Source organism: Lewinella sp. 4G2 (assembly GCF_001625015.1).
Classification (GTDB): domain Bacteria; phylum Bacteroidota; class Bacteroidia; order Chitinophagales; family Saprospiraceae; genus Neolewinella.
The window spans coordinates 37,745-60,131 of sequence record NZ_LVWJ02000011.1 but is presented as its reverse complement, the minus strand read 5'-3'; the positions used below and the strand labels follow the sequence as shown (position 1 = coordinate 60,131).

Annotated in this window: 16 protein-coding genes and 1 tRNA gene; 9 read left to right on the top strand and 8 right to left on the bottom strand. The window is 53.5% G+C overall.

Translation table 11 applies throughout. The features are described 5' to 3' along the window. Window positions 1–255: 255 nt before the first annotated feature. A complete protein-coding gene (locus tag A3850_RS00315; protein WP_197493953.1) occupies window positions 256–6,702 on the top strand; it encodes a hypothetical protein in 6,447 nt (2,148 codons plus the stop codon). A 142-nt stretch (window positions 6,703–6,844) separates the two neighbouring features. Further along, entirely contained in the window at window positions 6,845–7,630 is a 786-nt protein-coding gene (locus tag A3850_RS00310; protein WP_068212668.1) for a hypothetical protein, read from the top strand. Window positions 7,631–7,657: 27 nt separating this feature from the next. Here A3850_RS00310 and A3850_RS00305 read toward each other — a convergent pair whose 3' ends face one another. The 5 genes from A3850_RS00305 to proC all read right to left on the bottom strand — a co-directional run bounded on the left by A3850_RS00305 (window position 7,658) and on the right by proC (window position 11,501). Further along, window positions 7,658–8,344 (bottom strand): peptidoglycan DD-metalloendopeptidase family protein, encoded by a 687-nt coding sequence (locus tag A3850_RS00305; protein WP_082921534.1) that lies wholly within the window; start codon window positions 8,342–8,344, stop codon window positions 7,658–7,660. 33 nt (window positions 8,345–8,377) lie between these two features. Beyond that, window positions 8,378–9,118 (bottom strand): hypothetical protein, encoded by a 741-nt coding sequence (locus tag A3850_RS00300; RefSeq protein WP_068212666.1) that lies wholly within the window; start codon window positions 9,116–9,118, stop codon window positions 8,378–8,380. Between the two features lie 114 nt (window positions 9,119–9,232). Next, entirely contained in the window at window positions 9,233–10,021 is a 789-nt protein-coding gene (locus A3850_RS00295; protein WP_068212663.1) for a DUF481 domain-containing protein, read from the bottom strand. 6 nt (window positions 10,022–10,027) lie between these two features. After that, window positions 10,028–10,615 carry a DUF6580 family putative transport protein gene (locus A3850_RS00290; protein ID WP_068212660.1) on the bottom strand — a complete coding sequence of 196 codons (588 nt, stop codon included), beginning with the start codon at window positions 10,613–10,615 and terminating at the stop codon, window positions 10,028–10,030. 79 nt (window positions 10,616–10,694) lie between these two features. Further along, on the bottom strand, window positions 10,695–11,501 hold the full coding sequence (proC, locus tag A3850_RS00285; RefSeq protein ID WP_068212655.1) for a pyrroline-5-carboxylate reductase: 807 nt from the start codon (window positions 11,499–11,501) through the stop codon (window positions 10,695–10,697). Window positions 11,502–11,723: 222 nt separating this feature from the next. Here proC and A3850_RS00280 point away from each other — a divergent pair, with 222 nt between their 5' ends. Next, window positions 11,724–12,185: a MarR family winged helix-turn-helix transcriptional regulator gene (locus tag A3850_RS00280; RefSeq protein WP_068212652.1), complete on the top strand. Its 462-nt coding sequence runs from the start codon at window positions 11,724–11,726 to the stop codon at window positions 12,183–12,185. Between the two features lie 58 nt (window positions 12,186–12,243). Here the strand turns inward: A3850_RS00280 and A3850_RS00275 are convergent, their stop codons facing one another. Continuing rightward, a complete protein-coding gene (locus A3850_RS00275) occupies window positions 12,244–12,966 on the bottom strand; it encodes an SDR family oxidoreductase (RefSeq protein WP_197493952.1) in 723 nt (240 codons plus the stop codon). Window positions 12,967–13,146: 180 nt separating this feature from the next. Between A3850_RS00275 and msrB the strand changes: the two genes are divergently transcribed. Both msrB and A3850_RS00265 read left to right on the top strand, forming a co-directional pair. Further along, entirely contained in the window at window positions 13,147–13,725 is a 579-nt protein-coding gene (msrB, locus tag A3850_RS00270) for a peptide-methionine (R)-S-oxide reductase MsrB (protein ID WP_068212649.1), read from the top strand. A gap of 122 nt (window positions 13,726–13,847) precedes the next feature. Further along, window positions 13,848–13,919 (top strand) — tRNA-Arg (locus A3850_RS00265). 71 nt (window positions 13,920–13,990) lie between these two features. Here the strand turns inward: A3850_RS00265 and A3850_RS00260 are convergent. After that, entirely contained in the window at window positions 13,991–14,722 is a 732-nt protein-coding gene (locus tag A3850_RS00260; protein ID WP_068212646.1) for a hypothetical protein, read from the bottom strand. 207 nt (window positions 14,723–14,929) lie between these two features. On the opposite strand from A3850_RS00260, the gene A3850_RS00255 reads away from it, so the two are divergent. The 3 genes from A3850_RS00255 to A3850_RS00245 all read left to right on the top strand — a co-directional run bounded on the left by A3850_RS00255 (window position 14,930) and on the right by A3850_RS00245 (window position 19,291). Further along, window positions 14,930–15,316 carry a hypothetical protein gene (locus A3850_RS00255; RefSeq protein ID WP_068213387.1) on the top strand — a complete coding sequence of 129 codons (387 nt, stop codon included), beginning with the start codon at window positions 14,930–14,932 and terminating at the stop codon, window positions 15,314–15,316. Between the two features lie 419 nt (window positions 15,317–15,735). Beyond that, window positions 15,736–17,976, top strand: coding sequence for a phosphoribosylformylglycinamidine synthase subunit PurL (gene purL / locus A3850_RS00250; RefSeq protein ID WP_068212644.1), 2,241 nt, complete (start codon window positions 15,736–15,738; stop codon window positions 17,974–17,976). A 208-nt stretch (window positions 17,977–18,184) separates the two neighbouring features. Beyond that, window positions 18,185–19,291, top strand: coding sequence for a TlpA disulfide reductase family protein (locus A3850_RS00245; RefSeq protein ID WP_068212643.1), 1,107 nt, complete (start codon window positions 18,185–18,187; stop codon window positions 19,289–19,291). A gap of 451 nt (window positions 19,292–19,742) precedes the next feature. Here A3850_RS00245 and A3850_RS00240 read toward each other — a convergent pair whose 3' ends face one another. Further along, window positions 19,743–21,275, bottom strand: coding sequence for a zinc-dependent metalloprotease (locus tag A3850_RS00240; protein WP_068212641.1), 1,533 nt, complete (start codon window positions 21,273–21,275; stop codon window positions 19,743–19,745). Between the two features lie 173 nt (window positions 21,276–21,448). Between A3850_RS00240 and mdh the strand changes: the two genes are divergently transcribed. Then, window positions 21,449–22,381, top strand: a complete 933-nt coding sequence (gene mdh, locus A3850_RS00235) for a malate dehydrogenase (RefSeq protein WP_068212640.1) — start codon at window positions 21,449–21,451, stop codon at window positions 22,379–22,381. Window positions 22,382–22,387: the final 6 nt, after the last annotated feature.

The following is a 22,387-nucleotide window of genomic DNA, read 5'->3' as shown; positions in this document are numbered from 1 at the left end:
CTCCTTCCTGCATAATGGTACAAAGAAGCCTCTCCGTGACTTACGGGGAGGCTTCTTTCGTTTGCGGGGAGTGACCAGCAGCCAGTTTGTCGTAGGGTAGGGCGACTTTTTTGTGACGGTTTATTTAATTACTTTTGGTGGTGTATTTCCTTTAAGCCATTTGAGTGTGCACTTTATGTTGGAAGTTCATTCCGTTTAGGTTGCAGTACTTTGATTGTCAGTGTTTTAAGATCTTAATCGTAACTCATGATGAATTTGAAAGCAGGACTTCAGCGCTTCGTGTTGTTGAGTCTGACACTAATTTTTGCCGGTTCGCTACCCCTCACGGCCAGTTCCATCGACAATTATTTGGGTAATCTCATCGTTACGCCCGCTGCTTCCACGGCAGAATTGGCGGCGGAGCATCCCTACGTGACGATGCCAACCGTTGAGTTAACGAGTGGCGAGCTCGTGTTCACGGCACCCTTTTTGTCACCGGACCCCAACCAACTCCGCATCATCGACCTCCGTGGAACGGATTGCTACCCAGTGCCGGACGCGCTTGAGGTTTGTGGCGCAGCCGATACGACTTGTATTCTTCTCTTCACGAAGAGTGAAGACCCGCTCCAGGACATTGAATTAACATTGCTCTTTGATGAGGGTCTTGAATACGGTGGTTTCGCCGAAATCCCCGAAGGAGACGACGCCGTGTTCCCCAGTTCCGAAACGGACTTGCGGGAGATTTCCGTACAAAACCCGGAAGCACCCAGCTTCCTGATCTCTTCGGTAAGCCGCGATAGTGGCGCTGTTTATGTTTGTTTCGGAATTCGCGCGGAGTGTGGCTCAGACCTGGAAGCCAATCCACCAAATATCACTTACCAGTGGGAGTACACCAGCGCCGCTGGGGTAGCCTGTGAAGGAGAGTACACCGCACCTGAGACCTACGGTGGCGACGTTGCTATTCCACGAGTGCAGTTTACAGCACCGCTGCCTGGTCTCGTTGAACTTGGCCTACCGGGAAATGATGCTTGCCAGGCCATCACGGTCACCAACACCGGCCTTAATAGTGGCGCAACTGGATTCATTTTTACCGCCGATAATTACGGTTTTGATGAAGGCATCACGATTACTCGCGTCGTGTACGGTGGTGCCGACCTGGAAGAAGGCACGGACTTTACTATCGACGCGGCAACTGGTCGTCTCGAAGCCAACGTCGATTTAAGTGATGACCCGCTCATGTTCAATGAGACGGATGCGATAACGGTCTGTTATACTTTTGAAGAGTGTTACCCCGACATTGACTTCAGCCCGATCTATACGGTCGTTAGCGCATGTGATGGTGAAGTGTGTACTGGCCCTGCCGATGTGAACGAGACGGCTACTGTTGGCAATACCTTTAATCTACCAGGGTTTCTGACAGTCGAGTACGACCGCACTGCAGTAGAAGCCGACGATATGGAATTTCCACAGGATGGCCTGCCCAATGTCTGTGCGGACGCTCCTTACGTATTCGACGTAAATATTGGAACCACGAATGATGATGAAGTGATCGGTGAGATCCGGGATCTGATCATCACCTTGCGTGCATGTGCTTCCACAACATTTGCCTTGGATCGTATCCTGGTCTTGGACGAAGACGGAAACGAGCAAGGTACAATTCCGGAAAGCGCTGTTCGTCTGTTCACCGCTGATGAATTTACAAATCAAGGAGTAGCAACCGCCAATGTAGCCGGTACCGTTCGTATTGATTTGCGCGGTAACTCGGAGCTGACAAGCTCAACCCTACAAGATTTAGACGGAGACGGTAATTTTGACGATTTGGCTGCAGGTGACATGTTCACGCTTCGCTACTTCTACGAAATTACGTGTGATGCTGAAGATTCCGCTACGCCTCCTGCTGCTGGCAGTAACCAGGACTGTCAGATTAATGAAGTCCGCGTAGATGGCCGTCGTGGCTGTGGTACGCGTGCTACTAACGCTCGCGATACGGATACCGACGCTCCTGAGTTTAATGCAGCCTCTACCTCTTCTTTTGTTAACGGTACGGACGATCTGGCCGGAACTTTGGAGGGATACAATTTTGGTTTCATCGGGCGTAACGAAACGAACGGATGTAATGTGCCGCTAGTGAGTACCCGCAATCTGCGTTTTCAGTATAACCTTGGTCCCAACCCATTAACAGAATGCCCTAATAACGATGGGCAGGCAAATGGGGTATTTTCATTCGTGGGTACTCCTCAATTGACGGATGACATAGTCATTAGCAACATTAACTTCGAAACCGGAGGTGTGGTTACGCCAATTGCTGATGCTGACACTGCGTTGATTTATTCTGAGGAAGGATTGACCTTTACAATTGCAGGGCCTGCGGGGTCATCGGCTGAAGGGCAAGATAATTTCTTCACCTTTGACGTGACGTTGGATACGAATTACTGTTCCCCCCTCCAAATTCTCATTTTGGCAGGGTCTATTTCATCAACCTGTCCTACTGGTGACTGTGCCTGTAGCCCAACCCTTACGGGATCCTCCAGTAATTTGCAAGCAAACCCTGATGACTGTGACTGTGATTGTTATATAGATACACAAGTGTTCGGCCGACGGATAAGCCGTGGTTTCACAGATGATACCCGTACTACCCTAGTGCCCGAAATTGATACCCTTGACCCTCAAGGTAAAAACGTACTAGCGGGTGACACCATCGAACTGACTACGCTGTGGCGTATCCAGGACCAGGCCGCTATGAGCACTCGCTTTGACGGTGAGTTGGCAGGTACTGATAATGATTGGCGCCAGATTGGTTTTGAAACTCAGATGGAAATTCCAGGAAACCGTAACTGGAACGCGGCTGATAATTATCCTACCGTCCTTGACCACCAACTCACCCGCTTACAGTCATTTACATTAATCAGAAATGGCATGCGAATTGACATCGGGAATCAATTTTCCGGTCTTATAAATGGGCCATTAGCTCAAACGGGTGTCTTAGTCGCTGGTAGCGAATCGACTGACCCTCGATTTGATAACACCTATGGAGTAGGTGAGGTGTCTAATCCTGGCTTCTCTAATGGTGGATATACTTATAGTCGTGGTGGAGAAAACAGTCTTGATCAGCGAGATGGTAAGCGCCTACAACTTATTTTTCGTGGTGATCCGGGGCGAATTGGAGAAGCCAATGCAGCCCAAAAGTTTATGGACGCCATCGGCGGAGAATTTTTGCCCGGCGACGAATTTGAGGCCGTGTGGACTACTGTCTTAATTGATAACCCCGGACAGGTTGATATGGTGAATGGCGCTCCCAATCCAGAAATTCCAACAACATTTACTGGGTACTTCTTTGCGGAGCAATTTTCCAATCGAGGCGCAAATATCTTTGCTGGAGTTTTTGAACAGGGTTGCCCTCAGATCCCTACGGTTTTCAATTTCTTTGATCCCCAAATTTCTGCACAGCCGCGAATTGAGTACTCGGAAGATGGCTGTGATGCAGAAATTGCTATTCCATTCGTCAATGACGCCGTACCTGCTGGTTGGTACCCAAACGAGGTGCGTCCAATCACGGGTATTGAGCAGATTGTACTTGATATCTCTAGTCCCTACTACTTCAACGGTGGAGCTTTCGTGGACGTGATTGGACAGGATCCAATTCCTCTATTCGCTGATACAAGTACTGCGGTCGATTCCGCAGTAGTCGGTGGTGTTCCAGCATTTGCACCCAACGCTGGGATTGGCCAGGTACGGTTTACGGACGCTGAGTTCGCGGATGGTGTTCGCGCGGATGGTTACGATAATTTCGACTTTGGCGAAGATGACGTGACTACGGTAGGAGGTAGTATTCCTCTGATTGCCGTTGGGGGCCCAACTACGGATAGTGTAGTCATTAGAGTCCCACTACTACGAGTATGTGCGGACGAACCTTTGCCGACGCTTACGGCCACCTATTCCTGGGCTAATAAGCACCTACCGGATTACGAATTCTTTCCTTACCGGCAACGTACTACCGCAGGTGACGGTTACTGGGATGGTAAGGTGAGAGATAACAACGGTGATTTGGTTGACCCAGATCGGGGATTCTTTAATGGTATCCCTCGGAATAATACCTTGTTTTACTTCCCCTTCCAGCGTCTCCCCGATAACGACATGGATGAGATCAACCCCCACCGGAGTATTGGCAACCAGGTCATGTACCAGATCATCAACGCTCCCGAACCCCAGTCGGCTACATTGACGATTGCCCCCGGCGGTGCGCTGCAGGATGCGCCGATGATGGATGAGGTTAACACCGCAACGGTAATCAATAACGACCCCGCCATTCCACTGGAAGGCGTAATCGCCATTACCGTAGGAAACGGTGCGGTACTCAATGGTATCACCCGCGACAATGGTGACGACCTCATGTTCACTCAAGCATTGGTAACGGACACCAGCACGGTCTACGCCCTGGTAATCCCTGCCGGCCTTGCCGCCGGTGAAGCCTTCGTTTTCGATTTAGAGACTGATTTGGAGTTCTGTGCCGCCGCCGAAATTTGTGCCTTCCCCATCATCGGATGTAGCGATGACGCCGAACAGGCCGCCGCTGCCTTTGTGGCCTTCATGCCTGACTGTGGATCAACCGGCGAGTGCTACCGCTACATCGGTGGCCAGGCGAATATCTCAACGAGCTACGATGAGCCAATGAGCGTGCCGCTGTGTACTGAAGAAGAGTTTGACATTCAGTTCTTCAACGACGGTACTTCTCCCATTGGCAACTTTAACCCCGTAGTGTACATCCCCGAAGGGCTCGACGTGAGCAACTTCATGGGTAGCGTTACCGGTGGTGCCATGAGTGCCCTATCTGACCCCACGAACGACCCGACCACCGACGCCGTATTCGGTACGGGAAGCGTCTTTGATCAAGCCGAGATCAACGCACTCTTCGGCCCCGACGGCTTCGAGCCCGGCCAGGTGCTGACGATCACCTTTACGGCCGCTACGAGTTGTGACTTCACTTCCGGTGTACCCATCGTAAGCCGCCCCCGTGGTGACGCCGCTTGTGCCATTGACTACGAAGGTGACCTGGCCTTCAGCCAGAACATCGACGTGATGCTACCGGGCACCGAACCCGCCGTCTTCTTCCAGGTGGATGCCGACCAGGATCCGCTGGCAGTGAGCTGTTCCGAAGCTGGTGACGCGATCACCGTAACGGCAGCTAATGTCGGTAAGGCTGACATTGCTGAGGCCGAAATTTGTGTTCGCCTGCCCGCGGGCATCTCCCTCAACCTCGACAGCCTGATGGCCATCGCGCCAACCGGCTACGAAGTGGAAGCGGGTGACATCACCACGACTGACATCAATTCTAGCGGTGATCAGCAACTCTGCTTCCCCGCTCCTGAACTGCCGCAAGGTGGCTTCGTCTGCCTCAAGATTCCATTTGTGGTGGGTGACTTGGATTGTGGCCCCTACTTCGTTGGCGCAACGGTAATCACGCGCATCGAAGTGACCTGTGCTACTTCCGGTGAAGTTTGTGAGATCCCCGTCAGCACAACGGATAATTTGTACTTCGAACTCGAGGTAGTTCCCGCCGTCACGGCCGAAGAAGCGACACTCAATGCCGCCTGTACGGACGTACCCGGCGTATTCGACGTTGATTTCACTTTCGACTTCACCGCCGAAAGCGATGACTTCGACGACGACGTGACGCTGAGCCTCTTTACTGACGTAGATGGCGACGGTGAACTGGACCGCGATATTGACCGGATGGTTAGTACCGAACAAGTCCAAGCAGTAATGCTAGAAAAGGACGCTACGGAAACCTTCATGGGCACCTTCACCGGTGTCAACCAGGCGGATATCTGTCCGCTCCTCCTAGTCATCGAGGCTGATGGATGTACCTGTTCCGAATCCGTACTTCCCTTCCCCGAAGTACTGCCCGACTTCCTGGACGACCTGGGTGACAACGTAGTCCTTTGTCCCGGTGAGCCCTTCACCTTCGGTGGTCTGTGTGCAGACCTTAACTACGCTTTCGAGCCATTAAGCGCCGGAACGGTGACGGTTGATGAGATGACGAATGAAGTGACGGTAAGCTTGAACCCCGGCTTTGGTGAGGACGCTCCCGTTCCGCTGAACATCACGGGCGCCTTCGGTTCCTGTAGCCTGGAGAAATCTATTGGCTTCTCTTCTGTACCCGATCTGGACTTCGGTCCCTACGATTACGCGGTATGTAATATGGGATCGCAGGTAGTTGACCTCAATATCCCACAGGCCCTGCAGGAAGACATTACCGTTGAGATCATCAACCCCGTTGGTATCGAGAACCCGAACAGTGTTGAGCCGGTCATTACCGACCTGCAGCAGGACATGAGCTACGACGTAGAATTCTCCTTCAACGACGGTCAGTGTATGGGCACGTCCACGCTTAACATAACGGTGGAAGAAGCTGTGATGGCTGAACTGACGGACTTCACGGGCTGTACGACGGGCTTCAACCTGGGCGAACAGATCCAGTTGACGCCAGCCGATGCAAGCGGTGAATTCCAAAGCCTGGGTGACGGTGAGTTCGTCACGGACGGTACGGTGCCCGGTCGGGCGCGGTACATTCCCGGACCACGTGACATTGAGGCTGGATTCGTAAACCTGCGTTTCGTCGGTGATGAGCAGCCTGGCCCCTGTGGCCCGGTAGTTGCGCGTACCGTAGCGACGATCCTGCTGGTTGACTGTGGCAGCTTCTTCTGGGACGGTAGCCGTGACTAATTCTTCAAACCAATTAAGCCGGCAGGCTTAGTAGCAATTCCGGTGGCCACCTTCGATCAACTGATTGAAGGTGGCCACCGTATTTTCAAACCGAACGGCCCGCAGTTTGTAGTTTTGGTATTCATCCTTCAATCCGTGCAGCATGCCTAACCCCTACGACGATATCCTGAAGTCTGAAGACGGTGAGCAGCGGTCAACGCCGAAAGCGGAAACAAGTGGGTTCAAACCGACGGTTGATCTTGATGATCCTCGATTCCTGAATACCGGCCCCGAACCGCTCGATGAGATCCTGGAGGATATTGAAGCATTCAATGTGCAGGCCGCCAAATTCAGTCAGTTACTGAGCCAGCTTTCCGTAGCGGATCACAAGGTGAAGAGTAACGTGGCCCGCATGTTTTTCATCATGGATGACCCTCAGGATAGGGGATCACTTGCCGGCGAGCGGCAGTACCACGCACTGAAGGAGAAGAAATTTCGCCTGATTGCCGCTCCGATGCGAGAACTGGCCATTCTCCATTTAGCAACGGTACAGCAATTCAATCGGGATATCGACAAGAACTATTACTCCGTTGAAAAAACAGACCGAGCCGTGCAGTCCGACATCACTCGGGCTATCAATGGAATCAACCTCCAGCGCAGGGTGCTGGCGGATGCTTGTAACAACCTGCAGATTTTACACACCGGTCTGAAGGATACCGAGCGCCGGATCAAGACCTACGTCAACGCTGGCGGCGTCGATAACATTAGCGTTTCGGAGTATGAGCTCATCGTCCGCCAGCGGGAGGAATTGACCTCCGGCCGGGAACACCACCTGGACTATGAGTTCTTCGACGTTAATCTACTGGATAAAACAGCGATCAGCCTGGGGATCTACTTGAAGGAGACGAGTAGCCAGTACCTCAATAAACTGGAGCGGGCCGTCCTTTAGTCGGCTTAAGTTGAATCATTTAAGAACCTATCCAAAGAACGGTGCGGGGTCCGGGCACACGGCCAGCAGTCGTTCCGCGTCGCTAGCGAGTGCTACTCCCGGAAAGTCTGCTGGTTCATAACTCAGCCAGTCCGTTATCACCTGAAAATGGAGGTGGGGTGGCCAGTTTCCATTCACCTCCGTACCTCCGAAGGTGGCGATCTGGTCCCCCGATCGCACCTGCGGCAGCGCCCACATATCAGTCAAACTGGATTCATCTAAATGACCGTAGAGGGTATAAAACGGTAGGTTGCCTGGCCCCCGATGCTCCAAAATTAAAGTGGGTCCATAGCCACCCGTGGTAGCATCCCGAAAAGCCAGGTATACCTTGCCGTCCAGTGGCGCCACAACGGGTGTACTGGCTGCCCCCCACACGTCGATGCCGAGGTGGACGGTACGGTAAGTCTTGCGGCCGTTGCTTAGTACCGAGAAGTCATCCGTCGTGTACAGGGATCGGACTTCGCCATAACCGCCAATACCAAAATCTGCCCGCTGCGCGGTGAGCAGTGCCGTAATCTTCTCTTCGAAAGCCGGCAGACGGTCTAGATGCGAAAGCTCTGGAAGGGCAAAATTAGTACTAGAAAGATCTAACGAAACACAGGATCGTCCGGCTAAATCCACGGGAGGCACGGGCTTAAATAAAGTAGAGCCCATCCAGCTAACTAGATCGTTCATGAATACAGCCAAAGTTTAAGGTGCGACGCGTAGTTATTTATTCCAATGACGGCTGTAGCGGTCTTGCGGATCGGGGTGGGCGTAGCAGCGGACAAACGTGCGCACACCGAGGTTTTCGTTGGCGTAGTCACCAGTGGCGGACCGGTAACCAAAGCGGACCAAGTCAGGGCTGTTAGCCGGATCGACGACTACACTGGCATCGTTGAACCGCTCGTCCCATCCGAAAAGATTTGCTATTCGTTGTGGTATCTCGGCGGGGGGAGTGGAGTAGGTTGGCACGGGACTTCCGGCAACCGTAGGCGGCGGTAAGGATTGATAAAAGGTCTGTTCCGTGACGTCTTCCTGTACGAGATCTTTCCAATTTTCGAAGCGGGGCAACCAATCTTCCGCTTCGTCCATCGAGTCGAACTCATTCGTAGCGTTCAGATTGGCCCACTGGCCTTTGAGGTGACCCAGGTGATAGCGGCGCAGGGTGTAGCCGTGTTTGCCGTAGACCCAACAGGTAACTGAATCTCGCCATTTACTGAGGTCGTGGATGACGGGTAGGTAGTCCGTCTCGTCAAGGGCTTGGTAGTGGCCTTTTGAATCGAAATGGACCCAATTCGCTTCCCCGAGCATCACTAAAGCGACGAAGTGCGCATCGCTAGCGTTATCGGTGGGGAGGAGACCGTTCTGGCGGCAGTTGGTATCGAGTAGTTCCAAAAGTTCCGCCGCCGTAGATTCCTGGGTATCACCTTCGATCGGGAATTTGGTGAACTTATAGTTACCCTTCATCAAATTAAACTTTTGCTGGTTGCCCGGGATCGCAAAGTGTAGCGAGTAATCATCCTATTAGGGCTGGTGCTCAAGATACGGTATGGCTGGTAATCGGTGCTTTTGGTAGGAGCATTAGAAGGTGTACCTGAGCCCATTTACCCAACTGTAGGTGGTGATGGGTACCTCCGGCAAATCACGGTTAATGCGCTCGTCGTAGGTCAGGTTGAAAGTACTCGTGAGGCGAAGGCGCTTATTGAAAGCCATCACCAGGGAGGTTACGGTGGAGAGCCGGGCGAGATTAAACTCCGGCAAACGCGGTTGGTAATAAGAGGTGCTGGAGATGGTAATGTCATCCGTCAACGGGAATCGGAGGGTGAGATAATTACTCAGCCGGTGGTCCCGATAGATGATGCTGGACTCGCTCAACTCATCGTATTCGTACATGTACAGCGCGCCCACGTAAGCTCGGTATCCGTTGATTTTGTATAGCCTCCGCCGGACACCCGTACCGATCAGGTACCGCAGCGTCAGCCGTAATTGCTCGTTGTACTGGATCTGCGTGAAGCTCTCCCACCGCCATTTATCCTTCGGTTCGTAGCCGTAACGCAAGTGCAGAAACCCGGCGTTGACGGCGTTTCTTCCACTCACCTGAACCAGCCGGTAATCGCTGAGTAGGAGGACGTTGCCGCGTTCTCCGAGCCGGTCCAGCCGCAGTGCGCCCTGCAGGGTAGTTACCGAATTGGTGTTCTTGGTCAGGTTCGCCCCGAGATCAATTTGCCCGTGCCACCCCAGGCTGTCCAGACTCCGCCGTTTGTCCTCGATGTTGACGATTTGGGCGCTGACGCAGGTGCTCAGCAGTAGGAACAGAGCTAACCCCGATAGGGATAGGCTGTAGCGAGTAGAATGGAGCGAAGCGAACAAATTGGACTACTTGATCGGGGAAGTTGCGTAGGCCGGTTCCCCCAACCGATCTCCGTTGAACACACCCAGTGCCTTCCCCGCGCCGAAAAGGATACCGCTGAAGACGAGATTGGCGAGTAAGCTATTCAACAGGAAGGGGAGGCCAGCTACGTAAGCCAGTCCCAATCCGCCGGCTGTTTTAGGGTACATCGTGCCACTGACCCACACCCCGAAATTGCTGAGGAGGAAAAATATGGCCGTTGCCCCGATGGCAGCCCCACCAATGCGTAGCCAGTTGAACTTTTGGGACCGGAGGACACCCAGCCCCAAAAGAACCATTAGTAGGATACCTCCGTAGATGAAGGGATCCGCGCCGAAGTACAAGCCCTCAAAGTAAGCGGCGTACACGACGTTGTTCAGCACCAGATCGCTGAGGTAGAAGGCCGCCAGGGGAACCAATACCGCCATCCATTTTTTAGGTAGCGCGGCTGCACCGAAGAGGGCCATTGCTCCAACGGGGACGAAGTTTGGCGGATGCGGCAGCAGGCGGGTAGCCACGGCGGCAACGATCAGGACCAGGATCAGCGGGAGATGGGAATTCTTCAGTTTGGGCATGACGCAAAGATAAGGACGCCATACATAAGCAAAGGGAGCGCGGGATTCTTCGGATCAACGCTTACGTCAATAACAACGGCTACTCTTCCCGCCCCAATTCTTCCGCTCTGGCGAGGGCGGCCTTCGCACCGTTTTTGATGTCCTCAAATACGGAAGTAGCCCGGAAACTATTCATGGCGGCCTCCGTGGTGCCCCCCTTGCTGGAAACCCGTTGGATCCACTCCTCACACGTGAGATCATTCTTCATCTGCAGCTCCACCGCACCGCGGAAGGTCTGGGCAACGAGAAGTTCGGCCTCGCTGCTGGAGAAACCCATCTCGGCCGCGGCTTCAATCATAGCTTCCATGAAGTACAGCACGTAGGCGGGGCCGCTGCCGGAAATGGCCGTAGTCGCGTCGATGGCTCGCTCAGTCGATACGTAGATGGCTTTTCCCGTCGTGTTGAGGAGGTTCTGGACGAGGACCAATTCAATCCGCGTCACCGCATCGCTGGCCGTGTAACTGGTCATGCCCAGTCCGATCTGCGCGGGAAGGTTGGGCATGGCCCGAATAACTTTTTCCACGCCCAGCCCTCGCTGGATGGATTCAATCGTTACCCCGGCCATGATGGACAGGTACACCTGTTGTGGATCGGTGGCGGGGCGGAGCGTCTTGAATAAAGAAGGGCAATTCTGCGGCTTAACTGCGAGAATGATCAGATCGGCAACGTTCAGGCAGGAGGTAGGGTCCGTGTGGATCACGCCGAGCTTTTCTTCACGGAGTGTATTCGCTTTGGGGCCATCCTTTTCCAGGATCATGAGGTCTTCCTGCTTGACGAGGTGGGCGCGTAGCAAGCTCTTTGCGTAGGTCTTGCCCATATTACCGCCACCGATGATCAGAATCTTCATTGCCAATTACTTTCCCACGAAAGTAGGGGTGCGCACTGTTTCGCAGGCACGGTTTCTTACCCAATCCTTCCCCGGATATTAAGGGATCTCCGATTTGGGAAGCTGATGCAAGCAGACAAACACTTATTCGTGGCCGGGCAGTGAACCAGACTGCACCTTTTGTATTTAATGTGTATACATTTGTAATAATTACAATCGTAATTCGGTCCTAATCCTTTGTGCATGCCTACTATCGAAGAAGCCATCCAACAGCCCAAGTTTCGTAATTCCCTCCACCGGATGCAAGTGAATATTCTGTACACGTCCAACTGGTTGAATAACCGCACGATGTTAGCCCTGAAGCCGCACGGCCTTAGTCTACAGCAATTCAATATCCTGCGAATCCTACGGGGTAGGGGAGATCGGCCTTCCACCATCAAGCTTCTCACCGAAAGGATGCTCGATAAAATGAGCAACGCCTCTCGTCTGGTTGATAAGTTGAAGGAAAAGGGATTGGTCCAGCGCGACCAGTGCCCGACCGACCGCCGTCAAGTAGACATCCGAATCACGGAGAAGGGCCTCGAAGTACTAGAAGCGGCCAGCCATTCCGTAGAGGCTAACGTCGAGGAGAGTTTGGGAAACCTCAACGATGAAGAGGCCACCATCCTGTCCAACTTGCTGGATAAGATGCGGGGAGATAATTAAAGCTCGTAACGGCGAGTGCGTCACGGGCTTTAATTAGCATTCTTCAATCAACGATAGTCTACGAGGGCTTTGGGGTAGAAGGCCTTACTTCTACCTTGCTGGGTAAGGTCCGCGCGGGCATCCGCAGTAGATCCACGACGATTTGCCCGATGTCCTCCGGTTGGATTTTCCACGCATCTTTTTCTGACGGGGTATGGTCGTTGAAAAAGGTAGCCACGCTACCTGGCATGATGGTGGACACCTTAACGCCCTTATCGCGCACGTCCAGCATTACGGCCTGGGTGAAACCGACCAATCCAAACTTGCTGGCGTTGTACGCCGAACCAGTCTTGAAAAAGTTGGTCCCCGCCAAGGAGGCGATGGTGATCAGGTAGCCTTCGTTCCGAATGAGCTCATCCAGCCCTGCCTTTACGGAGTTGAAGACGCCGGTTAGGTTAATATCGATGGTTTCGGCCCATTGGTCTGCGGTCAGGTCGGTAATGTTGGCGAAGTGGCCAACGCCGGCGTTTGCTACGACTACGTCCACGCTGCCAAAGGTTTCTTTGCCCTTTGCCACAGCGCGTTGCTGGCTTTCCAGGTTACGGACGTCCGCTTCCAAGCCAAGTGCTTTTCCTGAGTATCCGGCACTGTTCAGTTTTTCCGCGGCCTCATCGGCGGCGGATTGGCTGCGGCTGGTCACGATGGCGTTGCCGCCGGCTTTCATGATTTCCGCGGCTACGCTGTAGCCAATGCCCTTGCTGCCGCCGGTGATGTAGGCGGTCTTGTTTTTGATGTCATTCATACCTCAGCAACGCCGGTGATTGGTTGTGGTTCGGTACCGTATCCCCCATTACCTGGCACCTGCGGCAGCGCCCCGGTCTTAAAGAAATGTGTGGGCAAGGTGTCCGCAATGCTACTTCTTAAGAAATTGCTCGAACCTTACCGGCTGGGCTTGGCGTTGTGCTACAAACAACTACGAATTATGCGCTCGTTCATCTTATCCCTGTCTGCTTTATTATTGCTTTTTACGGCATCCTGTAACTCTCAGACCGTCACCACTACGGCATCCGGAGATACCGCTACGGTGATCGAAAATGAGATGGACTTCAAGTATGACCCACCCGCTGAGCCGGGCGTAGTGGAAAAAATTGACCAGCCGGATAGCTACTGGAAGGAGCGCCTCTCACCGCAGGCTTACAATATCTTGCGGGAAGATGGCACCGAACGCTCCTTCACCAGCCCGCTGAACGACGAAAAGCGGGCGGGCATATTCACCTGCGCCGCGTGTGGTTTGCCCTTGTTTTCCTCCGATACAAAATTTAAATCCGGCACCGGCTGGCCCAGCTTTTACCAGCCCATCGAACCCACCTACATTCAGCAGGACGAGGACTACCGCTACGGCATGAAGCGCGTCGAAGTTAGCTGCGCCCGTTGCGGCGGCCACCAGGGCCACGTCTTCCCCGACGGCCCCGAACCTACTGGTTTGCGCTACTGTATCAACGGCGCTGCCCTCAATTTTGCTCCGGCAACCGAGTTAGGCATCAAGGTTGGCGAAAAATAAGTAGCGGTTTATCTTTGGGCTCGGTAGAGGACCGGCCGCTCCAGGAATCTCAAAATGTCGCTGCGCTCGGTTTTGAGACCGCCTGGAGAACCAAAGGACTATAGACTATAGACTACCCTTCCGGCCCCATAGTTCAAGGGATAGAACGTTGGTTTCCTAAACTGAAAATGCAAGTTCGAGTCTTGCTGGGGCCACCCAGGCCAAATTGAAAAAGCCCTTGAGTTACCGTACTCAGGGGCTTTTCAATTGTTGACTGGTGGTCTTGCTACCGGCGTTTACTCCAGATTTCGTGGATGGCCTTTCCCGCAGAACTGGAACCTCGATGAATCCAATTACCATCCTCCAGTTGCCAGTCAAAGCCTAATTGTCTACCCACCTTTGCCTGGTCACGGCTAAAGAACTCGATTTTTTCGGCGTAGATCCCGTTGTCGCCGGCTGTGTAGGTGCCGCCACCAGTGCCTTTGAATTCGCCGGTCTCGGTGTTGTACGCGATCCACTGAAAGCGAGTGCCGGAAAGGATTTTCATCGTTTTTCGGGGCCCGTCGCGGCGGGCGGAGAGGTCCTGCATTTCCCCATCCTGCATCCGCCCGGTAATCTCCCAGGCGCCGGCGAGTGCTCCATCTGTAGGTTGGTCAACTCGCGTCCAGAAGCGGTTGCCGTTAAACACGAGGATGTTACCCGAGAGGTCGTAGGGCATGACTACCGTACGGCCCACCTGGCTACTTTCCGCCGATTCGTATTCGTAGGTAACGCTCATATTTTGCCAGTCCGCCTGCCACTTTCCGCCCAGGGTAGCGATGAATTCTCCATCGTCGGGGTAGTAGGCGACCAAGCTGAAGTGGTTCGCAGCGATGATCATATTCAATTTTGCCGGGCGGCCATCCGCATCAACGTAGTTGCTCTCCCAGGCCCCGGGGAGGTCTTTCAGGTCATTCTTTTGGGCGCTGACGCAGGTGCACAGGAAGAGGGCGAGTAAGAGAGAAAACGTGAAGCGCATGCCGATTATATTGGTGAAGTAGGGGCCTCCAAAGTAAGGGTATCTATTCTTGCGGGCCGGATAAAAGACAAGGACTACCTTATCTTTGCGTGAACGATGTTAGTCATCTACCGTTACGGATGCACTAAACGATACCGCAGGTTGCCTAATTATGGCATTGGATTAGAAAGTCCAATCGCCAAGCTTCCCGTCGAAAACAATCTCCCCGTGGGTTTACGAAAAAAAGCAAGTCTCATCATCTACCGTTTCCGCGAGCGTGGGCTGGAGGTATTCGTCCACAACAAATCCAAGGAGTGGGGCCTGCCCGGAGGTGAGGTGGAAGTAAACGCCCACCCGGAAATGATCGAGCTGGAACCCGGTACGGACCGCGAAGAAGCGGTTGCCGTCGAAGCCGATTGGCACGAAATTCCTTCCCTCAAAACCATGCTTTTCGAAGAGGGTAGTGAATTAGCCGGCAAGTTCCTCAACATGGAAGAGGGCACCTTCGTCACCATCAAGGAAGCCCTCAAAAGCCACCTCAGCGAAAATAAGGTTGCCTTCCTCCGCGAACTGCGCGACGTGATCACCGATCGTAACTCCGTCCGCGACCTTTAACCACAGACTGCCCGCCCCGAAGGGCCGGCCTGCGTAGCGATGGCACACCGTCAGGTGGCCCATTCTACTATGATTCAGCCTTGCTCCCCTAAACCTACCCTCCCCGAAGGGCCGGCCTGCGTAGCGATGGCACACCGGCAGGTGGCCCATTCTACAACGTCATGGTGGCCTATTCTACAACGACGTGCTGGTCCATTCTACAATCTGTCATTGACCTATTCTTCAACGTCGGGATCGCCATTTTACATTATCGTGCTGGTCCATTCTACCATGTTTGAGTAAGGACAATTCCCACCAAAAACCACCCCCCTCCCTCCCGCTTTATAAGCCGCCCCTCTCTCCAATAGTAACCCCAACAAGGTTATCATTCCCCGTTATACTTTGCTACCTTTGCCGCTTAACCCAATACCCCTGTTGATATGGCGGCCGCAACCGAAATTAAAGTGGATCTCGAGGTAGCAAAGAACCTTGGTCTCATCGAATCTGAGTACGAGAAAATTGTTGAGATCATGGGGCGCGTCCCCAACTTTAACGAGTTGAGCATCTTCTCCGTGATGTGGTCCGAGCACTGCTCCTACAAGAACTCCATCATGTGGTTGAAGACGCTTCCACGCGACGGGGAACGACTGCTCGTCGGTGCCGGGGAAGAAAATGCGGGCCTCGTCGACATTGGTGACGGGCTGGCCTGCGCCTTTAAAATTGAGTCGCACAACCACCCCAGCGCGCTGGAACCCTACCAGGGAGCGGCCACGGGTGTAGGAGGGATTCACCGCGACATTTTTACCATGGGTGCGCGGCCCATCGCCTCGCTGAACAGCCTGCGTTTTGGTGACCCATCGTTACCCCACACCCGCCATCTCGTTGATGGGGTAGTGCGTGGTATTGGCGACTACGGCAACTGTTTTGGTGTCCCGGTAGTAGGCGGTGAGGTGGTTTTCCACCCCAGCTACAATCAGAATATTTTGGTGAACGCCATGTCCGTTGGCATCGTCAAGCACGGAGAAACGGTAAGCGCCTCGGCGGATGGCCCGGGCAATCCGGTTTTTATCGTTGGATCCGCCACCGGAAAGGATGGTATTCACGGAGCAACCTTCTCTTCCGCTGACCTAACGGAAGATAGCGCCGAAGATCTCCCCGCCGTTCAGGTAGGTGATCCTTTCCAGGAAAAGCTATTGCTGGAGGCCAGCCTTGAAGTCATCACCACCGGTGCCGTGGTGGGCATGCAGGATATGGGCGCTGCCGGTATCACCTGCTCCACTTCGGAAATGTCCGCTAAATCGGGTACGGGTATGATCATCGATCTGGATAAGGTACCAACCCGCCAGAAGAATATGAAGCCGTGGGAAATTCTCCTCAGCGAAAGCCAGGAAAGGATGCTCATCGTTTGCAAGAAGGGTATGGAGAAAGAACTTCTGGCCGTCTTTGACAAGTGGGACCTGGAATGTGAGCAGATTGGTGAAGTGACGGACACCGGCCGCCTGGAATTCTACGCAGGCGGCGAATTGGTTGCGGACGTTCCCTCCGAGCCCCTCGTCCTTGGTGGTGGAGCGCCGGTTTACGAACGCGAAACCCAGCGCCCCGCTTACCTCGATAAAGTGGATGCCTTCAAGTTAGATGATATCGCCGTACCGGAAGATATGGCAGCCACCGCCCGGAAGACCTTTATGTCTCCCAACCTGGTGTCCAAGAAATGGGTGACCGACCAGTATGACGGCACCGTCCGGACGAACTCCATGTCCGAGAATGAATCTTCCGATGCAGCTCTGGTTCGCGTGAAGGGATCTGAAAAAGCCCTGGCGGTCACGACCGACTGTAACTCAACCTACGTGTATGCTGACCCCTACGAAGGCGCGATGATTGCCGTAGCGGAAGCAGCGCGTAACATTGTATGTTCGGGTGGTACGCCGGTAGCCATTACTAACTGTCTCAACTTTGGTAACCCTTACAACAAGGAAGCCTTCTACCAATTCGTCAATGCCATCAAGGGGATGGGGGATGCCTGCCGGGCTTTCAACACCCCGGTGACGGGTGGTAACGTAAGCTTCTACAACCAGAGCCAGTACGAAGGCGGCCGCGTCGAGCCGGTATATCCTACGCCAACCATCGGTATGCTGGGCATCGTCGAAAACCTCAAGCGCCGAATGACGCTCGGGTTTAAGGACCAGAACGACATCATCTACCTCGTGGGGGATAGCCACAATGATATCAGCTCCAGTGAATACCTGCGGCGCATCCACGGCGTGGAGCACAGCCCCGCTCCCTACTTCGATCTGGAAGAGGAACAGGCGTTACACGCGGCTATCTCTACTTTGATCCAGGAAGAATTGATCCAATCTGCCCACGACGTGGCGGATGGAGGTCTGTTTCAATCCATCGTAGAATCCGCTATTGAAGGCGGTCACGGGTTCGACGTCACCTCCGATAAGGCTTTCCGCAAGGATGCTTTCTGGTTTGGAGAAGCTCAGGGCCGCGTAGTCGTATCAGCTGCTGACCACCAAACGGCCAAGCTGGAAGACCTACTTCGTGACCGGGGCATCGGCTTCACCGTACTCGGTGTAGTGCGTGGTGATGATATCACCGTCGACGGTGAAAAATGGGGTGAATTGGATGAGTTCATGACCATGCACCAGTTGACGCTGGGTGCCCTACTTGAAGCCTAAGGGCAGCAACTTTGTGAGCAGCCAGAAGGCTATGTAAATTGCTCTTCGGTATTACTGCGACTGGGAATCACAAAAGACACGCAGTAAATTTACGGCGACACGTTCCTGTTAATGAGCTGTTAGTCATCGGCCACTACAAGTGTAGTAGATGGCGGCCATCTTTATATTTGCTGACAGAAACGTAGTGTTTCTCAATCACATCAAACTTATGAAGTTCACAAATATCATTTTCGGATTCTTTCTGCTGTTAAGCTTCGCTGCTTGTAAGACTGAGCCGACTGGCACCCTAATTAAGGGCCAATTAACGGGTGCAGAAAACCTTCAGGTCGCACTCGATCAACTAATGATCGCTAAACCCGCAAAAGAAAAGGCGTCCGCTGCCATTGGCCCTGATGGTTCTTTTGCGCTCGGTTTCGTAGAAGGGTTAGAGCCCGGAGTTTATCAGCTTCGCATCGGTGCTCAAACGGCTTTCCTTAGCATCACGGAAGACAGCCCGGTAGTGGAGATCAAAGGAAATTTGACGGATCTCAATACCTATACTTTCTCGGTTGAAGGTTCACCGGCAACGGCTGAACTGCAGTCCACCATGCAGACCTTGCGCCAGGGACAGATGAAGGTGGAGGAAATCCAGGCGCTTATTGGTGAGGTAAAGGACCCTAATACCGCAGCCTTCGTTGCCTACTCCGTCCTTGGCCGGTCGGGCGCTGCGGGCTTGCCCATCCACCAGGAGGTTGTCAAACGCTTACCCGCCAGTAATCCTAACCGGGTAACCTACCTGCAGTACATCGATGCATTAGAAAAGCAGGCGACGGCGCAACGAGCCGGAGAACGTATTCAGGTTGGCCAACCTGCTCCAGATATTGCCATGGAAAGTCCGGATGGCAAAACTTACAAACTCTCCGATCTGAAGGGGCAGGTGGTTCTACTCGACTTCTGGGCGAGCTGGTGCCGCCCCTGCCGGGCCGAAAACCCTAATGTGGTTAAGGTTTACAATAAGTACAAGGATGATGGCTTCACCATCTACAGCGTCAGCCTCGATGGTCTTGATGCCCGTCGTACTGGAAACATGAATCCCGATCAAATAGCGAAGGCTACGGCGAATTCCAAAAATCGTTGGACAAGCGCCATTGCACAGGATAACCTGGTTTGGCCCTACCACGTCAGTGAGCTAAAGAAATGGGATTCCACTGCTGGCCGGGAATACGGCGTCCGTGGCATCCCCAAGACCTTCCTGATCGATCGCGAAGGAAACATCGCTGCCGTTGGCCTGCGGGGTGCGGCAAGCATTGAGCAAGCGCTAAAGTCCGTGATCTAGGTTATCGCAATCGCGTTCCGAAAAAACTCCCATCGAGCATTTGCTTAATGGGAGTTTTGTTTTTCAGTCCATCTTCAATGAGCTAGACTTCATCGAGTTAAGAAACCCGGTCAGTTGCCAAACCACTGGGGGAAATGTTGCCTCTGTCCTTCCTTCGGTACCTAAAAGTGGCACTCGGGTGAGAACAACATTCTTGTTAACAGCCAAGTGGTGGTCTGAATAAATTTGACGGAATGAGACGAAGAATCCTCACCGTACACTGCTATACGTGACTTTAGATATTCCACTCTCTTGGCCGCTTTCGTTTTGCGGCTACTAGGTGGTCCATACGAGAGTCGAGAAGTGATAGGCGTTTCATGTATAACAGTGTAGCTATTATGGAATCACTATTAACGAAAAAGCCCCGCATCAGCTTTTGATGCAGGGCTTTAGTATAGTAGGTTGGTGCCGCTTAAGGCGTCACTACAATGCGGCGACTAATCATGCGGTCAGCAACCTGCATACGCAGGAAGTACATGCCCGCGGGAAGGTTGCCGGTATCGATCCGCTCGCTAATGCCGGAGACATTTACCGGAATGCCCTGACGGTTGATCATCACCTGTCCGGCTGCGTTGATAACCTGGTAGTTGAGGGTACCCGTAAGGTCGAGATCACGGCCTTCAATGCGTAGCATCTGCCCACCGAAGACGGGGTTGGGCGCCACGTTGATGGCAGCGTTCAATTCAGCATCGATCGTAGACGTAAGCTGCGTGCCATTACGGAATTGGAAGGTAGGCCCGAAAGCTCCCCCGACGTTGTACTCAGCTACGGGGCGGATGCGCCAGTAGTAGGTGGTACGGCGAGACAGGCCTTCGGTAAGGGTAAGGGTAGTATCGTTCGTAGTCGTTGTCAGCAGGACGGCACCGTTGAAGTTGCTGGTCTGGTTGACCTGTACGACGTAGTAAGAAGCATTGGGGACGGAGTTCCAGATCATGGAAACGCTGTCCTGGTAAACGAGGCGTTCGCGATCTTCGGGCGCGTACATGATCAGATCATCTACGCTAGCTGCTTCAAGGTTTGGTGGAGATGAGGCAACCGGGCGATTTTGGATGATGCTCTCCATATTGGCGAACATGGCGTCCTTTTGCTCTTGCGTAAAGGAGGATACACATACGTCGAGGGCGTAGGACATGATGTTGAATGCAGGAACGGCGAAGCGCACGGAATCAGCATCCATCAGGCTATCCGGGTAGAAGCCCTGATTGTTACAGCCCCACCGCTGCATGAGGAAGTCAGCGTCGGTGTCACAAAAGCCATCAGCTGCGACGGCACAGTTGCTGCCGTCCGCCAGTTCCGTAGGAACGTTCCGGCCACGGTAGCGGACGGTGGCGGGAGCGGGATTGTTTAAATCGATGGCGGCGATTTCCTGCACGGATTCCCAGCCATAAAAAGTGTGGGGAAGGCTGAAGTAGTGGCCCATTTCGTGGCTCCAGGTACGGTCCTGACCACCGAGGCAGTTGCGGCCAAGCACAACGGCATCGCGGCCGCCGGAGTAGTACCCACAGTTACCGTTGGGATCCTCTACGATGTAGGTGTTGACGCGGTTAGGCAGATTGTACGTGCGCATCATTTCATCGCCCGTGTTGCTATCGTGATCGTTGTAGCGGGTGCTGTTGATGTAGCGCAGGCCACCCTCTACGTAGAACTGAATGTCCTGGTCGAGGAAGTCGCTATTGAGCAACGTCAGCGCGTCCAAAAAACGGAGCGGGCTCATGTAATTGGTGCCGTTGTTATCCGCCAACATATTTACTGCCAGTGGCAGGTAGTTGATGCCGTTGTTGGATTTTTGTACGGCGGGGAGTTTTCCATCCTGGTAGTCCTGCAACCACTGGGATTTACCCTCGTAACCACAGTGGGAATCGCCCGTAAACTTCTGCTGAGCAGAGAGGGGAAGAACTAGAAGGGTTGCCAGTAGAAATAGGCAGGTGCGTTGAAATGATCTCATAAAGTTGGGGTTAGAGCGATTTGTACGGTAAAAGTAAGAATTGCGGGAGGGACGTACCGTCTTAAAGGCGGCATTTGAACAAGTCTGTTAGATTATTCTTTACTTTCGTGCCACCAAATTGCCACCGCTCGGATGTGGCAAATCAGTATTCTCAAACAGTAACTAAGCATTCAATGAGTAAAGTAACCGTAGTCGGCGCCGGAAATGTCGGCGCTACCGTAGCCAACGTTTTGGCCCATAAGGACCTCGTCAAGGAGGTTGTCATTCTCGATATCAAAGGAGATTTCGCCAAGGGCAAAGCGCTCGATAGCTACCAGCAGGCGAGCGTGGACGGCTTCAGTACCCGCCTCACCGGTACGGATGACTACGCGGACACTGCCGACTCTGACATCGTCGTCATCACCGCCGGCATCCCCCGCAAGCCAGGCATGAGCCGTGATGATCTGATCAGCACCAATGCTAAGATCGTGACGATGGTTACCCGTTCCATTATGGAGCACTCCAAGAACCCGATCATCATCGTCGTTTCTAACCCACTTGACGTGATGACTTACGCGGCCTATAAGGCCTCTGGTCTACCCAAGAACCGCGTTTTCGGTATGGCGGGCATCTTGGACACGGCCCGTTACCGTGCGTTCCTGAGCATGGCCCTAGACGTTTCTTCCAAGGACATCCAGGCGATGCTCCTCGGTGGCCACGGCGACACCATGGTGCCACTGCCCCGTTACACGACGGTCTCCGGTATCCCCGTCACTGAATTGATTGGTGAGGATGAGCTAGACGCCATCGTAGAACGCACCAAGAAGGGTGGGGGAGAACTCGTCAAATTGATGGGCACTTCCGCGTGGTACGCACCCGGCGCCGCTGCCGCCCAGATGGTAGCCGCCATCCTACGCGATGAGAAGCGGATATTCCCCTGCTGTGCCTACCTCGAAGGCGAGTACGGTCAAGAAGGTATCTTCCTCGGCGTACCCGTGAAACTCGGTAAAGAAGGCATCGCTGAGCTCATGGAACTGAAGCTCAACGAAGATGAAATGGCCCTCATGAATACCTCCGCCGACGCCGTCCGTGGCGTACTGGAAGTCTACAAAGGCATGGACGTTTAGTCCGGC